The 16,307-nt window shown below is 41.6% G+C and carries 15 protein-coding genes; 11 read left to right on the top strand and 4 right to left on the bottom strand.

The genetic code is table 11. From position 1 onward, the window contains the following. The first annotated feature begins 21 nt into the window (after window positions 1-21). Complete coding sequence (locus G608_RS0107195; RefSeq protein WP_026495467.1) at window positions 22-1,941, top strand: EAL domain-containing protein; 1,920 nt, start codon at window positions 22-24, stop codon at window positions 1,939-1,941. A gap of 50 nt (window positions 1,942-1,991) precedes the next feature. Here the strand turns inward: G608_RS0107195 and G608_RS0107200 are convergent, their stop codons facing one another. From G608_RS0107200 to G608_RS20300, 3 genes are read right to left on the bottom strand one after another with little or no spacing between them, the layout of a single operon-like run. After that, complete coding sequence (locus tag G608_RS0107200) at window positions 1,992-3,065, bottom strand: undecaprenyldiphospho-muramoylpentapeptide beta-N-acetylglucosaminyltransferase (protein ID WP_026495468.1); 1,074 nt, start codon at window positions 3,063-3,065, stop codon at window positions 1,992-1,994. Between the two features lie 5 nt (window positions 3,066-3,070). Next, a complete protein-coding gene (locus G608_RS0107205; RefSeq protein WP_026495469.1) occupies window positions 3,071-3,322 on the bottom strand; it encodes a TIGR03905 family TSCPD domain-containing protein in 252 nt (83 codons plus the stop codon). Between the two features lie 16 nt (window positions 3,323-3,338). Continuing rightward, window positions 3,339-4,265 (bottom strand): alpha/beta hydrolase, encoded by a 927-nt coding sequence (locus tag G608_RS20300; RefSeq protein WP_051208976.1) that lies wholly within the window; start codon window positions 4,263-4,265, stop codon window positions 3,339-3,341. Between the two features lie 162 nt (window positions 4,266-4,427). Here G608_RS20300 and G608_RS0107215 point away from each other — a divergent pair, with 162 nt between their 5' ends. Genes G608_RS0107215 through G608_RS0107230 form a run of 4 tightly spaced genes read left to right on the top strand, consistent with a single transcriptional unit; the run spans window position 4,428 to window position 8,914 of the window. Then, window positions 4,428-6,305, top strand: a complete 1,878-nt coding sequence (locus tag G608_RS0107215) for an HD-GYP domain-containing protein (protein ID WP_026495470.1) — start codon at window positions 4,428-4,430, stop codon at window positions 6,303-6,305. Window positions 6,306-6,329: 24 nt separating this feature from the next. After that, window positions 6,330-7,457 (top strand): sensor histidine kinase, encoded by a 1,128-nt coding sequence (locus G608_RS20305; protein WP_051208977.1) that lies wholly within the window; start codon window positions 6,330-6,332, stop codon window positions 7,455-7,457. A 36-nt stretch (window positions 7,458-7,493) separates the two neighbouring features. Beyond that, window positions 7,494-8,183 (top strand): response regulator transcription factor, encoded by a 690-nt coding sequence (locus G608_RS0107225; protein ID WP_026495471.1) that lies wholly within the window; start codon window positions 7,494-7,496, stop codon window positions 8,181-8,183. Next, window positions 8,180-8,914 carry an RluA family pseudouridine synthase gene (locus G608_RS0107230; protein ID WP_026495472.1) on the top strand — a complete coding sequence of 245 codons (735 nt, stop codon included), beginning with the start codon at window positions 8,180-8,182 and terminating at the stop codon, window positions 8,912-8,914. Before G608_RS0107225 ends, G608_RS0107230 begins: the two co-directional genes overlap by 4 nt. A 61-nt stretch (window positions 8,915-8,975) precedes the next feature. Here the strand turns inward: G608_RS0107230 and G608_RS0107235 are convergent, their stop codons facing one another. Next, window positions 8,976-9,491: a hypothetical protein gene (locus G608_RS0107235; RefSeq protein WP_026495473.1), complete on the bottom strand. Its 516-nt coding sequence runs from the start codon at window positions 9,489-9,491 to the stop codon at window positions 8,976-8,978. Between the two features lie 204 nt (window positions 9,492-9,695). On the opposite strand from G608_RS0107235, the gene G608_RS0107240 reads away from it, so the two are divergent. The 6 genes from G608_RS0107240 to G608_RS0107265 all read left to right on the top strand — a co-directional run bounded on the left by G608_RS0107240 (window position 9,696) and on the right by G608_RS0107265 (window position 16,241). Next, window positions 9,696-10,454, top strand: coding sequence for a polyphosphate polymerase domain-containing protein (locus tag G608_RS0107240; protein ID WP_026495474.1), 759 nt, complete (start codon window positions 9,696-9,698; stop codon window positions 10,452-10,454). Between the two features lie 23 nt (window positions 10,455-10,477). Next, complete coding sequence (locus G608_RS0107245; protein ID WP_026495475.1) at window positions 10,478-11,158, top strand: DUF4956 domain-containing protein; 681 nt, start codon at window positions 10,478-10,480, stop codon at window positions 11,156-11,158. A 65-nt stretch (window positions 11,159-11,223) separates the two neighbouring features. Then, on the top strand, window positions 11,224-13,056 hold the full coding sequence (locus G608_RS20310; protein WP_155833241.1) for a carbohydrate-binding domain-containing protein: 1,833 nt from the start codon (window positions 11,224-11,226) through the stop codon (window positions 13,054-13,056). Window positions 13,057-13,119: 63 nt separating this feature from the next. Beyond that, a complete protein-coding gene (locus tag G608_RS20315) occupies window positions 13,120-14,226 on the top strand; it encodes a DUF3810 domain-containing protein (RefSeq protein ID WP_035794946.1) in 1,107 nt (368 codons plus the stop codon). Window positions 14,227-14,245: 19 nt separating this feature from the next. Next, window positions 14,246-14,920 carry a response regulator transcription factor gene (locus tag G608_RS0107260; RefSeq protein ID WP_026495476.1) on the top strand — a complete coding sequence of 225 codons (675 nt, stop codon included), beginning with the start codon at window positions 14,246-14,248 and terminating at the stop codon, window positions 14,918-14,920. A gap of 64 nt (window positions 14,921-14,984) precedes the next feature. Further along, window positions 14,985-16,241: a sensor histidine kinase gene (locus G608_RS0107265; RefSeq protein ID WP_196810157.1), complete on the top strand. Its 1,257-nt coding sequence runs from the start codon at window positions 14,985-14,987 to the stop codon at window positions 16,239-16,241. Window positions 16,242-16,307: the final 66 nt, after the last annotated feature.

Consider the following 16,307-nt stretch of genomic DNA (forward strand, 5'->3'; position numbering starts at 1 on the left):
CCTATATGGGAAGGAGAGCTTATGAATGAGGTAACAACTATTTACGAAAACTATACAGCAGTAGGCGATATTCTGGTTATGGCCACAGTTATAGTATTCGTTATATTACTGAAATCAGCCTATGTGAACAGAGGCAGGGAGATCCGTCTTTTTAAAGGAGTCCTGGTGCTTCTGTTTGCTGCGGCAGCAACTGACATTTTCTTTTATATCGTTGTTTCTAATCCTGCGGTTTATCCGCATATCCTTATATATATTCTAAGAGCACTTAAGCATCTTCTGCTCTTTTCCAGTTTGTTTGTATATGTGCTGTATATGAAAGACCCTCTTCATATAAACGAAAGTCTGGATATCAGATATATTGTTCTGTCCGTCTGTGTCCTTATATTTATGGCAGTTTATGACATTTTAGGAAGTGTCCTGAAGTTTGGGTTTTATATAGAAGATGACAATATTATTCATGATGGAGTAAATATTTTTCCATATGTATATATCTTCTTTGTGTCTTTGCTCCTATGGATGCTGTTTCGATACAGGGACAAGATTTACAAGCCTGTACTATGGGGAATTGTATCATCATGCTTTGTGTCATTTCTGGTGATGTTCATTCAGGGAATGCATAATCAGAGCTCTTTTACTATTGCAACATTTTTGTTTCCCACATACGCGGTACTCTATTACCTGCATGCAAATCCACTTGATATAGAGATGGGTTCAGCGCATGAAGTTGAATTTGAAAATCATATTGCAGAAATATTTGCCTGTAAAAAAGAGATACTTTTAGTCAGTCTGTATATGAGAGAATATGACTTTCCCGGTAATAAACTGCCTAAGGAATTAAGGGATAAGGTAAGAGACTACAACACCAAATATTTTAAGAGTGGGAAGATTTTCCAGATCTCCGGAGGAAGACTGATCTTTGTCTGTGATTATAAGGAAATTAGCGATTATAATGAGGTTGGAAAATGGATCATCAAACATCTCGAAGAACAGTACACAATCTACAAACAGGACTATAAGACAGTAATAACCAAGTCTGACGAGAGTCTTAGTGAGAGAAATGACTATATAAGTTTTATTCAGTATCTTGAGCGCAGGATGCCGGAAAATAGCGCAAAGCTGGTTACTGAAAAGGATATTTTGGCATATTATGATCACAGATATATAGTAGATGAGCTTGCAGATATTAATGAGAAAAAGGATATCCATGACAGCAGAGTCATAGTTTTCTGCCAGCCTGTTTACAATGTTACAACAGGTAAATTTGATACCGCAGAAGCTCTTATGCGACTTAAGCTTGAAAAAACCGGAATGGTATTCCCTGACAAATTCATACCTATAGCGGAGGCGCATAATTACATACATATGCTGAGTATGATAATTCTGGCAAAAACCTGTGAGCAGATAAAAAAGCTCATGGAGGATGGATACTATGTAAGGCGCATATCTGTGAATTTCTCAATGATGGATATAAGAGAAGAACATTTTGCATTTACAGTTAAGCAGATTATTGAGGATTCAGGAATTGAATATGACAAGATAGCTATAGAGATAACTGAAAGTCAGAACGAAAGAGATTTCATGATGGTACGAGACAGAATTTTTGAGATGCGTAAAAGCGGCATCATCTTCTATCTCGATGATTTTGGAACAGGCTATTCTAATTTTGAGAGAATCATGGAACTGCCCTTCGATATAGTCAAGTTCGACAGGTCATTAGTTATTGCAAGCGGATCAGATGTAAAGGCAGAGACAATGGTCTCCTACCTTGCTCATATGTTTACTGACATGAACTACTCGGTTCTTTATGAAGGTATCGAAAATGAAGAAGACGAAATGAGGTGCACCCGCATGTTTGCAAGATACCTACAGGGCTATAAATATTCAAAGCCCATACCTATTGAGAATCTGACAGAGTTCTTTGAGAAGGTTCACGACTATTAAGAATAAAATCTTTAAAAGAGAATGCACATCCCGCGAAGGATGTGCATTCTTTATTCTTTATTGGCAGCTTTTTCAATTATCTCAAGAATTGTTTTTGTTGCGCCCTGCTGATTGGATGCGCTCATGTTCTGAATGTATTTTTCCCTGTTTTCATAGACATCAAAGATGCTCTCAACAAGTATATCTTCATCAAGCTCCTCGTTATCGATTACAAGAGAAAAGCCCTGCTGCTCAAAGGATCTGGCATTAATGATCTGGTCTCCTCTGCTGCTCTTTGCAGAAAGAGGAATAAGGATATTGGGTTTTCTTAAAGCAGCCAGCTCGCAGATGGCATTTGCACCTGCTCTTGATACCACAACGTCAGCCATAGCGAAGATATCCTTCATCTCATTTTTTACATATTCAAACTGCTTATAGCCATCTACGCTGAGCTTAAGATTGTCCATCTTATCCTTGCCGCAAAGATGTACCACATTGAAATGAGGGAGGAGTCTTGGAAGCGCAAATCTTATGGTCTCATTAATGCTCTGTGCACCAAGGCTTCCGCCGGTTACCATGATGACTGGCTTGTCATCTGTAAAGCCGCAGAATTTCTTGCCAGCTTCCTTTGATCCTGTGAGAAGCTCTTTCCTTATGGGAGTGCCTGTAAGCACTGCCTTATCTGCGGGAAGGAGCTCTAATGTCTCAGGGAAATTGCAGCAAATGGTTTTCGCTGATGAGAAGCTGAGTTTATTGGCAAGTCCCGGTGTCATATCCGATTCGTGGAGTATGCAGGGAATCTTAAGGGAAGCAGCTGCTCTGATGACAGGAACGGAAACAAAGCCGCCCTTTGAGAAAACCACATCGGGCTGCAGCCTCTTAAGGAGTGCCCTTGCCTCAACAAAGCCCTTCATTACACGGAAAGGATCCGAGAAGTTCTTGGGATCAAAATATCTTCTAAGCTTTCCTGTAGATATTGAGTAATAAGGGATTCCAAAGTCCTCTATAAGTTTTTTCTCAATTCCGGTATGGGATCCAACATAGCAGATCTCATACCCAAGCTCCTTAAGCTCCGGAATAAGAGCTATATTAGGAGTAACATGACCGGCAGTACCGCCGCCTGTTAAAACAATTTTCTTGGACAAAATTATCAACCTCCGATAGCTGCAAGCGCTTCCTCTAATGCATAAGAGAGCTGATCAGGGCAGGATGTGCTTTTAAATCCACATTTGATTCCGCGAAGCTTTGCAATAGCATCGTGTGCATCCATTCCCTCAACTAGTCTTGCAACACCCTGAGTGTTGCCGCTGCATCCATTTACGAAGGATACGGATTTAACAATTGAGCCATCGAGCTCAACATTTATAGCTGTGGCACAGGTGCCGTGTGTCTTGTAAGTCATTATGTATTACCTCTGTTTAAAATGATGTTTTTTCCATTAAGCTTTCGACCTTTTTCCAATACTTATCGGGATCGATTCTTGCACCCTGAACATGGTCTGAGCCCAGTATCAGGCAGTACTGCTTGGGAGCAGCACATTTCTCATACAGATGAGCGCACATCTGAGGATCAATAACGGTATCCTCGTCGCCGTGTATGAAAAGAGTGGGTGTCTTGGAACGCGCTACTGCATCAAGCACGTTAATCTTATTGATATCGTATCCGCAGCGCAGCTTAACAAGAAATCTTATTATGAAAAGTGCAATACCGGTAGGCATCCAGCCTCCGATATTTTTCTTATATACATCTGCAAATTCCTGTGTAAGAGTACTGTAGCTACTGTCTGCAACTGCCATTATAACCTGGTTTGGAAGATGCTCTCCTGTGGTCATAAGAGTTGTGGCAGCGCCCATACTGGAACCGTGGAGAAGGATGTGTGCATCGGGATCCTTTTTGATGATCCAATAGATCCATTCGATTATATCGAGCCTGTCGAAGTAACCGTAGCCGATATAATTTCCATCACTTTTGCCAAAGCCTCTAAGATCCGGAAGAAGGACATTAATACCCATATCATGATAATGCTTTCCGAAAAAGCTCATAAATTCACCGGTACTTCTTACACCGTGAATACAGATAGCATATTTATGTGATTCCTCTTCTGCTTTGATATAAGTAGCATGAAGATTCAGATCATCAATGGAACGGGCGTAAACATCTTCTTTATCCTCTATCCTTTGAAACCATTCTCTGGACACACTGTCCATGGGATCTTTATCGATTTCTTCAGGAGTTTTCTGACTTGGAACTACTGACAGGTCATATAAACGTGATGCAGCTATGACACTGCCACCTAATACTGCAGATGCCAGGCCGAATAATACGAAATTTCGCTTTTTACTCATGACTGCCTCCTATCTGTCTTAATGTATAGAAAATTTTAGCAAATACTAATTAATTATGCAATCAAAGGCTTATTATCGTGGCACAAATTAACGAAATATGGTATTGTAATTAATAATATAAAATATGCTTGCCGATTTTTCTAAAATTATGAGGGGCGCACAATGATAGAAAGAATACTGGCAGAGAAGTTCAGGAAGCTCTATACTGAGAATTCCCTGAAATTAAAAAACTACGAGGATCAGCTTTTTACGCTTGAGGATCCCTTTGATTGGATACAGCTTCTCTCTGAGAGGTCTTACGTTATGCGTGAGGTCTATGCAGAGAATGAGGAGCTGATGGCTGAGCTATGGGATAAATGCTCTGAGGAGATTACACCTGACGAAGCTGAGCTTTTATATGATCTGGCCATCGGTTTTTTCCTTGATGGTCATCATGACTTTGTCGTCTTAACAGAATTCTGTGAGCGAATTCTTCCTGTGTTCATCGATATGGATGAGCCGGAATTCCTTGTCGCCATTTATCATGTTTTAGGAAGTGAATATGCGAAGTTTTATCGTTCTGTCGGTGATAAAACAGGTATGGAGACTTCTCTTGATTATTTCCGCAAATCAATAGCCCAGGCTAACAGATATTCTCAGATATCTTCTCCGGAAGTAAGAGAGTTTATTTTTAATGATTACATGTTGCTTATAACCTATCTCACCGGTTTCCACACCGAGAAATCAGAGAGTATAAGGTTATATGATGATGTATGGGCTCTTTGGAACAACGAGAATGTCCAGAGTATGGATGCAGATAACGAGACGATAAAAGGTTATTTATCTATTATTGATGATGCATTTATGGCAAAGAGCAAAAACATAGATATTTTATCTGAAGAAGACAAAGACAGATATCTGCAGCTTCTTTTCCAGACCTTCAAAAGAGCCGAGGAAAGAGACGGTAACGTGGAAGGGTCGCCTGACTACAGAACATGCCTTACATATAAATGGCTAAACGGTGATATAGACTCTGTTGAAGCGCTGAACGGTCTTATTAAGAGTATTAATGAGATTATTGAAAGGCCAGATTTTGAGAAGGATGATCCAATAAACTTTGAGCTTGTTCTCAGGCATTTTAAGTATGCCTGTACAGTTATAATGATCCTTGAAAAGATGAATCTTTCTCATGCAGAGCTTGAAGAGTGGACAGATAAGTTCCTTCCAAAATCAATGTCCATACTTGCAAACATTCCCTACAGATTCTTCACCGGTGATATGCAGCCTGTATGTGAGCAGTGGTATCACGCCGCTGCAGCTATAATCTCCAGTGAACTTGAAAAAATCCAGTTCATCATGCAGATGATAGTAAGAAGACAGCCTTTTACCTATATCCATTCCAAAATGGTAGCCAAAATAGCTACACTTATCGGCCGGGAAATGCTTGAAAAGATTCCTGAAGAGTTCGTTGGAGTAAGAGGTCTGGAGACTGAGCAGGACGTTCAGAAAAACAAGGCTTATCTCATCTCCTTTATAACTATAAGCGGACTTGTGCATGATATAGGTAAATGCTACATACCTGATACCATAAATCGTCAGAACAGAAGTCTTAACACCAAGGAATATGCAACCATCAGAAAGCACTCAGAGGTCGGATATAGAGAAGCCCAGGGCAATACAGCACTGAAACCCTATGCTGATGTAATCCTTGGTCATCATAAGTATTATGACGGTCTCCATGGTTATCCTCTTGGATATGACAATACCGAGTCACCCATAAAGATCATAATAGACATTATCTCTATTGCTGACTCAGTAGAAGCAGGTACGGACACCCTCACAAGAAGCTACACGCAGGGTAAGGACTTTATGAGACTTCTTAAGGAGCTTCAGAATGAGGCCGGAACCAGATATAACCCGAAGATAGTTAAGATAATAGAAAGCGCTCCCAAACTTATTGAAGAGCTCGAGAATCTTACAGGTCAGGGCAGATACGATATGTACTACAAGGCTATGCAGGAAATCCGTGGCAACACTGCAGAGGAGATTCCTATAATATAAATATGATATACTTAAGGAGCATACATGCGTTTTAGAACCAGGCTGATTATTACTTCGGCAACCATCGTTATTTTACCCTTTATCCTGGTCGTAGCATCGTATATTTTCATACAGAAGACTTTCGCCAGTGCGCCGCGAATAGCAACTTACACAATAGTTGCATTCCTGCTTATATTATTGGCGACCAGTATGATACTTACGACTTGGTTAAAAAAGGGATTTTTCGAACCGGTAAAAGAACTGAATGTAGCCATGCAGCATATTAAAGATGGAAATTTTGATTATATGCTGCCGACAGACATAGGTGACAAAGGCGAGATAGGTGAGCTTTACAGGAATTATGAAGATATGAGACTAAGGCTCAAGGAATCCGCCGATGAGAAGGTTATAAGAGAGGGACAGAACAAGGAGCTTATCAGTAACATCTCCCATGATCTGAAAACTCCCATAACTGCCATTAAGGGATACTCCCAGGGACTTTTAGAGGGAGTTGCCGATACCCCTGAGAGGCAGATGAAGTACATTCGCACCATATATAATAAAGCGAATGACATGAATAACCTTATCAATGAGCTTACACTTTATTCAAGCATCGATAACAACAGAATTCCATACAATTTTGCCAGAATTATAGTAGGTGACTATTTTGGAGATTGTATAGAAGAGATAGGAATGGAGCTTGACAGTAAGGATATAAAGCTCAATTACGCTAACCTGACCACGCCGGATACCCAGATAGTTGCAGATCCGGAGCAGCTTAAACGAGTGGTAAATAACATCGTAAGTAACAGTGTTAAATATCTTGGCCGTGAAGACGGAACAGGATGCATTGATATCAGAATATTGGATGAAGTAGATTCCGTCAGGGTTGAGATAGAGGATAACGGTAAGGGAATAGGAGCCGATGAGATACCCAATATCTTTGACAGATTCTACAGAACAGATGCCTCACGAAATTCAAAGCAGGGAGGCAGCGGAATAGGTCTATCAATTGTTAAAAAGATTATAGAGGACCATGGGGGATATATATGGGCCACCAGTCATGAAGGCGAGGGAACCTGCATGCACTTCGTACTTAGAAAGTATCAGGAGCATCACGAAAAAGCCGAGACTGAGACCGTGGTTGAGCATGATGGATTTGAAACTATGTAAACTGCATCAAAAAAATACTAACCAGGAGGACGCGGTATGAGCAGAATATTGATTGTCGAAGACGAAGAAGCCATTGCTGATCTTGAAAAGGATTATTTGGAGTTATCTGATTTTGAAGTAAAGATCGAAAATTCAGGTGATGTAGGTCTGCAGACAGCACTTAGCGAGGAGTTTGATCTTGTGATCCTTGATCTCATGCTTCCCGGCATGGACGGATTCGAGGTTTGCAAGCGCATCAGAGAAAAGAAGGATGTTCCTGTACTTATGGTATCAGCTAAAAAGGATGATATCGATAAGATAAGGGGACTTGGCCTTGGAGCAGATGATTATATCACCAAGCCCTTCAGCCCTTCAGAGCTGGTTGCAAGAGTAAAGGCCCACATGGCACGCTACTCAAGACTTGTAGGAAGCGGACATGAATCCAATGACGTTGTGGAGATCAGAGGACTTCGCATCGACAAGACCGCAAGAAGAGTTTATGTGGACGGAGCTGAGAAGAGCTTCACCACCAAGGAATTTGATCTGCTTACATTCCTTGCAGAGAATCCCAACCACGTATTTACCAAGGAAGAGCTTTTCCGTAAGATTTGGAATATGGATTCCATCGGTGATATTGCAACAGTAACTGTGCATATCAAGAAAATCCGTGAGAAAATTGAATTTGACACCAGCAATCCTCAGTATATTGAAACCATCTGGGGCGTTGGTTATCGCTTTAAGGTATGAGCCCTATAGAAATATTATACGAAGATGATGACATTCTTGTGTGCGTAAAGCCTGCGGGGGTAGCTGTTCAGAGCAGAAACGTTACTATTCCTGACATGGAGACTGCCCTTAGATCACAGATAATAAGAAGTGGAAAGTTTAAGAACAAATCCACAACTCTTCATGTGATACACAGACTGGATCAGCCTGTTGAAGGAATCCTTGTATTTGGAAGGATCAGGAAAGCAGCAGCTTCTTTAAGCAGCCAGGTTCAGGATGGCGGAGCTATGGATAAGCATTATCTTGCGGTTGTTTGCGGAGAATTTCCTGAAGCTGCGCAGGAAGGTGAACTGTGTGACTATATGTACAGGGATCCTGCAAGTAAGAGCGCAGTTATAGTGGATTCGTCCGATGTGGACGCAGGGAAGATCCCCGATGATGCCAAGAAGAGCACACTGACTTACAGGGTAATCTCTCAAAAACGAGTCGAAGGTATATCCCTTGTAGACATCCATCTCCACACAGGAAGATTTCATCAGATAAGAGCTCAGTTTTCACATGCAGGACACCCGCTCCTTGGCGACAGAAGATACTGTACGGCAGAAAGCGACGAGCTGTCCGCAAGACTTCGCGTAAAAAACGTAGCCCTATGTGCATACAGCCTATCCTTTGACCATCCTACAACTCATAAGAGGATGGAGTTTAAGATAGAGCCAAGGGGCGAGATTTTTGGTGAATTAAAAAGTGAATAAAAAAATAAAGGCAGGCCAAAAAGTGGTCTGCCTTTTATAGTTATAGTAAGTAGATTTTTGATCACACCTCAACCGGTGCGTTAGCCTGATCGGGAATTTCAACTTCCTTAATAGAAGGATCAATGTCGTGGAAGAAGGATCTTGTCTGAGTAAGACCATGCTTTGCATCCTCAAATTCCCAAATGAACTGCGGCGGGATGTTTTCACGGCCATACATCTGGATTCTTCCTGCGTAGGCGTGAATGATGCTTACATATTTTTTATCAAGCTCGTAATTTCTTAAAATCTCTCTGCGAAGACGAGGACGATTAGCCACAAATTTCCTGATATCTATCTTAAGGTCAAGAGGAAGCTCCTGCTCTCTGTCGTGAACTGCCTGCAGATATTTCTCATAGGTTTCATCATCAACCTTCTTGAAATGCTCTTCATATTCAAAGCAGGCTGCTCCGTCAGGCAGATCAAGTCTTACTCTTCCGCCATCATAAACCTCTTCAATCTTTGCCACAACCTGTGGTACCAGCGGCTTTCCGTTGTAGTCCAAAATGATGATCTTATCACCCGGCTTGTATTTACTCATAATAATCTCCTCAAAAATCAGTACCACCCTCACTTTGCATAAAAAACTATAGTCCTATAAGCCGCTGATTTCAAGGCTTTTCCTTCTTTTTTAAGACCTTTTCATTTTTTTTTAGAAATAATAAATCTTTTAGGTTGTTTTTAGGTTGACTTTGTATTATTGCATCAGAACAAAGGAAATGACTTACAGAAAACGAGGGCAAAAATGAGCGGATTTAAAGATACTTTTCAGAGATATGAAACGAAATATCTGTTGGAGGATTTTCAGTACAGAGCATTAAGAGAGCGACTTGAGGGCATGGCTCAAGTCGATGATTACGGGAAAACCTCCATCTTAAATATATATTATGACACACCTGATTTTTCACTTATAAAAAGATCATTGGAAAAGCCTGTATACAAGGAAAAGCTAAGGCTCAGAACCTACGGGATTCCGGAAGATGACACAAGAGCTTTTATAGAGATCAAAAAAAAATATAAAGGCATCGTATATAAGAGAAGAATCGGAATGAAATACCGGGATGCGATCTCCTACTTAAATGAAGGAGAGGCTGCAAAAGAACAGTCCCAGATATCAAACGAAATTGATTATTTTAAGAATTACTACAAGGGACTGGGGCCTGCAATGGCAATATCCTACGACAGAATAGCCATGGCGGGAATAGAAGACAAGGAACTTCGAATTACCTTTGATGAAAATATCAGATGGCGTGTTGATCATCTTGATCTGAAAAGAGGAAACGTCGGAAATGATATTTTAAAGCCTGGGCAGAGACTTATGGAACTTAAGATAGCAGGCGCGATGAGCGTAGAGATGGCTCATATCCTGGACGAGATAGGAATAAGGCAGACTTCCTTTTCAAAATATGGAAGAGGATATGTGGATTACATGTATCCTGAAGGAGTAAAGCCTGCAGTTAATTATGAAAACAACAGTAACGGTAAGATTATTCTTACAGCTTGATTTAGAGAAAAAGGAGATTTGAAATGTCTACATTATTATTTGAAAGTATCATGGAAGCAGGAACAATCACAGGAGCTTCATTTTTCGCAGCAACACTTTGCTCTTTGGCAATAGGTATTTACATTGCCTTTATGGCAAACATCAAGGGAAGCACATCCAAGAGCATGACCATCACTCTGGCACTTTTACCGGCAATAGTACAGCTTGTTATCATGCTGGTTAACGGAAATATCGGAGCAGGTATTGCAGTTGCAGGAGCCTTCAGTCTTGTAAGATTCAGATCACAGCCCGGTTCAGGACAGGATATCACCAATATCTTCCTTGCCATGGCAGTGGGCCTTTCAACAGGAATGGGATACATCGGACTTGCACTGGTATTTACTATTATCATTACTATAGCTAACCTTATTCTCAGAGTTGCTGATTTTGGCGGAATGGGAGCAGAGGTAAGAACAGTTAAGATTACAGTTCCCGAGAGCCTTGATTTTGAGGGCATCTTTGATGATATTTTTGCAAGATATACAACAAATGCAACACTTAACGAAGTAAAGACCACAGGAATGGGCAGCCTTTATAAGCTTTCTTACGACGTAACTATGAGAAGAGGCGCATCAACAAAGGCTATGATAGATGAAATGAGACTTAGAAACGGCAATCTTGAGATTTCCTTCTCAAGACCTATAGCAGTAGCAGAAGGAATTTGATAAATGAAAGGCAGGCGGGGCACATATTTTAAACTATAGTGCCCCGGCCTGATTTAGGTATAGATATGAAAAAGAAGACTTTACTTGCAATATTTGCAACCGGAATGGTACTGGGTGTTGGCGCCGCTGCCTGCGGAGCTACATCATCTGCAAAACAGACAGAAAGTGTAGATGCGGCGCAGGAATCAGAAGATGATACCTATTCAGACAGCGATGAGTCCGCAGATGCAGAGAATTCAGAGAACAGCACAACAGCAGATTCTGCGGCCAATGCAGTAAATGCTGGGGCAGACACTACTTCAATCGGAGCAGTGACATCAGTATCAGATCTGGATTTTTCAGACATGTTTACGGACAGAGATTCCGATTACAGCTATGATGAGAGCGAAGCTGTAAAAATCACTTTAAGCGGTAACAGCGCAGAATGCTCTGACAGCGGTGTAAGCATTGATGGAACAACCATCACAATAACTGCTGAAGGCACATATATAGTAAGCGGAACCTCGGATGACGGACAGATAATCGTAAATGCAGGAGATAATGACAAGGTTCAGATCGTGCTTGATGGTGTATCAATTACTAATGACGATGGTGCCTGCATTTATGTAAGTAATGCGGACAAGGTATTTTTGACTCTCGCGGACGGCAGCGTAAATAATCTCTCTGATACAGGCGCTGAGTATGTTCAGGAGGATGATTCCGTAAACATTGACGGCGTTATTTTCAGCAGAGATGATATAACAGTTAACGGAACCGGAGCTCTTAATATAAATGCATCCTATGCAAACGGCATTGTAGGTAAGGATGATGTGAAATTTACAGGCGGAACCATCAATATCACTGCAACAGGCAATGCTATTGAGGGCAAGGATTCTGTAAGAATTAAGGATGGAACCTTCAATCTTGTAAGCGGTTCAGAGAAGGACGGCATACATTCAAGTAACGAAGAGGAGTCCGGAAAAGGATACATCTATATAGAAGGCGGTGATATAGAGATCGTTGCAAAGGATGATGGTATCCATGCTGAAACAGTGCTTTACATAGCAGGCGGCAATATCAATGTAACAGAGAGCTACGAGGGCTTAGAGGGTGACACCATTGATATAACTGGCGGAAATATTTCGGTAGTTGCAAGCGATGACGGCCTTAATGCATCAACAAGTACCTCCCAGGACGAATTCGGATTTGGAAATATGGGCGGTGGTATGAACTATGATGAAAATGCCTATATCCACATCTATGGCGGCGAGCTTTATGTAAATGCAGCAGGAGACGGCATTGATTCAAACGGTGATCTCTATGTTGACGGCGGATATGTAGTTGTGGACGGACCTGAAAATGACGGAAACGGTCCTCTTGATAAGGGCGGAACTGCATATATCTCAGGTGGCACGGTTATAGCAGTAGGATCAAGCGGAATGGCTGAAACCTTCAGCTCTGATTCTGAGCAGTACTCGGTATTGTATGGATTTGAAACTACTTTGTCTGCTGGAGATGTTATCACTATTACTGACAGCACAGGCACAGAGCTTCTTAGCTATACACTTAATAAAACCGCGGCATCTGTAGTATTTAGCAGTCCTGAGCTTGCAGAGGGAGAGTACACGATAACAGCAGGTGATACCACAGATACCATAACGGTAAGCGACAAGGCAACAACTGCAGGTCAGACCGGAGGTATGATGGGCGGTCCCGGAGGCGGCCCGGGTAACGGAGGAGAACGACCTCAGATGCAGGACGGTGAACGCCCTGAGATGCCTGATGGAGAAATGCCCCAAATGCAGGACGGCGAAAGGCCTGAGATGCCGGATGGAGAAATGCCCCAGATGCAGGACGGTGAAAGACCTGAAATGCCTGATACGCAGAACAGCTCTGAGTCTGATTCCACAGAAGGCTAAATTTAAGTTTAACAGTCCTTGTTTTTATTTACAAAAAGGTCGAAATAGTGATAGAAATTAATTATGAAAAAGTTTCTCATCACCGTTTTGACGGCAACTATCTTACTTAATATTCTGGCGGTATTTGGACCGGGCTTTGCGGATGCCTACTCTGCCTATGTTTTTCCGATCTGGGTTGGTACTCTGGGGCGGCTTACTTCCCTTGCGCCGATTTCCGTGGGCGAAATAATGATTTTAGTCGGAGTTTTCTGGATTTTTATTTTTGCTTTAGGTTTGTGTGCAATACTTATAAACAGAAATAAGACTTTCCGCAGTGTCTATTTTGGCTACTGCAAGGCTACAGCAGGACTACTTATAATCATTTTCCTGATTATGACGCTGAACTGTTTTATCAATTACAGGACAACACCAATAGCAGAGGACTCCTTTGAAGCGAGAGAGTTTTCAGTGTCTGAGCTGGCTGAGCTCCGGGACTTTATTGTAAATAAATGTAACGAGCTGGCACAGGAAATGGACCGTGACGAAGAAGGAAATGTGATCTACTTATCTGAGAATGGAGCTTCTCTTACTGAGAGTGACATGAAGGTTGTGGCTGCAGATTCCATGAGAGGGATATCCGGAAGATTCCCTAAGCTTTCGGGATTTTATGTAACGCCAAAGCCTCTGTATTTTTCAGGCTTTGTGTCTCAGCAGTACATGCAGGGATATTATTTTCCTTTTTCAATGGAAGCTAATTACAACACGATCATGTACATCACCAATAAGCCCTTTACCATGTGCCATGAGCTTTCCCATACAAGGAGCTATATCATGGAGGATGAAGCAAATTTCCTTGCCTATCTTGCATGCACAGAGTCAGAGGATAAGCTTTTTAAATACAGCGGCTATATGGGCGTACTTAACTACGTGAACAATGCCTTTTATGAAAATGTGTCCAAGGAGGAATATAAGAGCCACGTAAAGCTCTCGGAGCTGGTAAGGCATGACAACATTTTTCTTGCTAAGGAGGACTGGGAAAAGGTGGAAGACGAATCGGTCCTTAAGACAGAAACAGTTAAAAAGGCAGCAGATACCTTTGTGGATACAACACTTAAGGCAAATGGAATAGATGATGGGAAGGCAAGCTACAACCGTGTTGTCGAGCTGATGCTGCTTGATTATTACGAATAGATATATTTTGGAGGCTTAGATGAAATTACTTTTAGCTGAAGATGAAATGGAACTTTCAAATGCGCTGGTTGCCATATTAAAGCATTCAAGCTATACGGTTGATGCTGTATATGACGGACAGGATGCCCTTGATTATATACTTAGCAGTGAATATGATGGAATAATTCTGGATATCATGATGCCCGGAATGATGGGTACGGAGGTACTTAAGAAAATAAGGGAAAAAGGGATATCTACCCCCGTTCTTTTCCTTACTGCAAAATCAGAGATTGAGGACAGGATAACAGGACTTGATCTGGGAGCGGATGATTATCTTACAAAGCCCTTCGATATGGGGGAGCTCCTTGCAAGAATAAGAGCCATGACCAGAAGAAAGTCTGACTATGCTCCAAATAATCTGACCTGTGGAAATCTTGAGCTTAACAGATCAACCTACGAGCTAAAGACAGAAGGACACGAGACCATAAGGCTTGTGGGAAGAGAGTTTCAGATGCTTGAGATGCTGATGGAGAACCCCGGCAGAGTTATATCGGTTGATGCATTCATGGACAGGATATGGTCTGATGGCGAAGCAGATGTAAATGTGGTATGGGTCTATATTTCAAACCTCAGGAAAAAGCTCACACAGCTTGAAGCTACCTGCGAGATCAAGGCTTCAAGAGGTGTTGGATATTCAATGGTAGTGAAGGGTTAAGTATATGGTAAAAAAACTCCGTCGAAAATTTGTATTAACGGCTATGCTGTCTTTGTTTTTAATTTTGGTAGCAATAATAGGCGTTATTAATTTTTTGAACTACAGAGAGGTTCAGTCCGGCGCGGATGATGCCCTTAATATACTTGCGGAAAATGAAGGCTTTTTCCCTGAGATGAAAATGGAATTTGGGAAAAAGGGTGATGGAGGCCCGCCCATGAAACCGGAAGATATGGAGGGGGTCTTTTTTGGAGGAAAAGCTGCCTATAACAGAACCATAGAAATGCCTTATCAGACAAGATATTTCTGGGTAAAGCTTGATGGAGACGGATCCGTTATAAGGACGGATGTAGGGCATATCGCTGCGGTATCCGAGTCAGAAGCAGAAGAGATAGCAAAGGAAGTATATAGCAGCGGCAATAAGGCACGGGGTTACTACGATTGGCACTACAGATATATCATCAAGGAGAACACCGACGGCTCGGTGCTTCTTATTTTCCTTGACTGCAGCAATGGTTTTTACGGTGCAAACAGACTTCTTCTGATGACTCTTGGAATAGCGTGTGTCAGTCTTGTAGGCATGTTTATTCTTGTTTACCTGTTTTCCGGAAAAGCAGTTGCTCCTGTTGTCGAATCCCTTGAAAAGCAAAAGAGGTTTATCACCGATGCAGGTCATGAGCTAAAGACACCTCTTGCAGTTGTGTCTGCAAATGTTGATGTCATAGAGCTTGAAGCAGGAAAAAGTGAGTGGACTGAGAGTATAAGAGGCCAGATAAAAAGAATGAACGGCCTTGTAAAAAACATGCTTACACTATCAAGGATGGAAGAAGAGAATATCCACGTAGTTTTTTCAGATGTGGATATGAGCTATGTAATAAAGGATACAGCCCAGTCATTTCAGCCTGTTGCTGAATCAAAAAATCTTAAGTACAACACGGATATTACGGAGAATATCCATATTACGGGGGATAAGAATGCTATAAATCAGCTTTCATCCCTGCTTTTGGACAATGCCATGAAATATGCGTCAGAAAAAGGCGTTGTGAATTTATGCCTTGAGCTGGACAGTAAGGGTAAAAAGGCCATACTTGAGGTCTCAAATACCTGCGACAGCATTCCTGATGGGAATCTGGACAGATTATTTGACAGATTCTACAGGGCCGATTCCTCCAGAAGCAGAAATACAGGAGGTTATGGAATAGGCCTTTCAGTTGCAAGAGCTATCGCCAATTCCCATGGCGGCTCCATCGAGGCAAAAAGGGACGGAGATCACATGATAAGGTTTATTGCAACAGTTCCGGTGGCAAAGCAGCAGACAAACTGATAGAATGGTTTATGAATTCCTGAATTTCCAAGGAGATTCAGGAATTTTATATTATTTGTTTTTATG

Source organism: Butyrivibrio sp. WCD3002, from assembly GCF_000424265.1.
Taxonomy (GTDB): domain Bacteria; phylum Bacillota; class Clostridia; order Lachnospirales; family Lachnospiraceae; genus Butyrivibrio.

Excerpts from the sequence above, each read along its gene's own strand:
- G608_RS0107195 (WP_026495467.1), top strand. The coding sequence starts at position 22 with ATGAATGAGGTAACAACTATTTACGAAAACTATACAGCAGTAGGCGAT.
- G608_RS0107205 (WP_026495469.1), bottom strand. The coding sequence starts at position 3,322 with ATGACTTACAAGACACACGGCACCTGTGCCACAGCTATAAATGTTGAG.
- G608_RS20300 (WP_051208976.1), bottom strand. The coding sequence starts at position 4,265 with ATGAGTAAAAAGCGAAATTTCGTATTATTCGGCCTGGCATCTGCAGTA.
- G608_RS0107215 (WP_026495470.1), top strand. The coding sequence starts at position 4,428 with ATGATAGAAAGAATACTGGCAGAGAAGTTCAGGAAGCTCTATACTGAG.
- G608_RS20305 (WP_051208977.1), top strand. The coding sequence starts at position 6,330 with ATGCGTTTTAGAACCAGGCTGATTATTACTTCGGCAACCATCGTTATT.
- G608_RS0107225 (WP_026495471.1), top strand. The coding sequence starts at position 7,494 with ATGAGCAGAATATTGATTGTCGAAGACGAAGAAGCCATTGCTGATCTT.
- G608_RS0107230 (WP_026495472.1), top strand. The coding sequence starts at position 8,180 with ATGAGCCCTATAGAAATATTATACGAAGATGATGACATTCTTGTGTGC.
- G608_RS0107235 (WP_026495473.1), bottom strand. The coding sequence starts at position 9,491 with ATGAGTAAATACAAGCCGGGTGATAAGATCATCATTTTGGACTACAAC.
- G608_RS0107240 (WP_026495474.1), top strand. The coding sequence starts at position 9,696 with ATGAGCGGATTTAAAGATACTTTTCAGAGATATGAAACGAAATATCTG.
- G608_RS0107245 (WP_026495475.1), top strand. The coding sequence starts at position 10,478 with ATGTCTACATTATTATTTGAAAGTATCATGGAAGCAGGAACAATCACA.
- G608_RS20310 (WP_155833241.1), top strand. The coding sequence starts at position 11,224 with ATGAAAAAGAAGACTTTACTTGCAATATTTGCAACCGGAATGGTACTG.
- G608_RS20315 (WP_035794946.1), top strand. The coding sequence starts at position 13,120 with ATGAAAAAGTTTCTCATCACCGTTTTGACGGCAACTATCTTACTTAAT.
- G608_RS0107260 (WP_026495476.1), top strand. The coding sequence starts at position 14,246 with ATGAAATTACTTTTAGCTGAAGATGAAATGGAACTTTCAAATGCGCTG.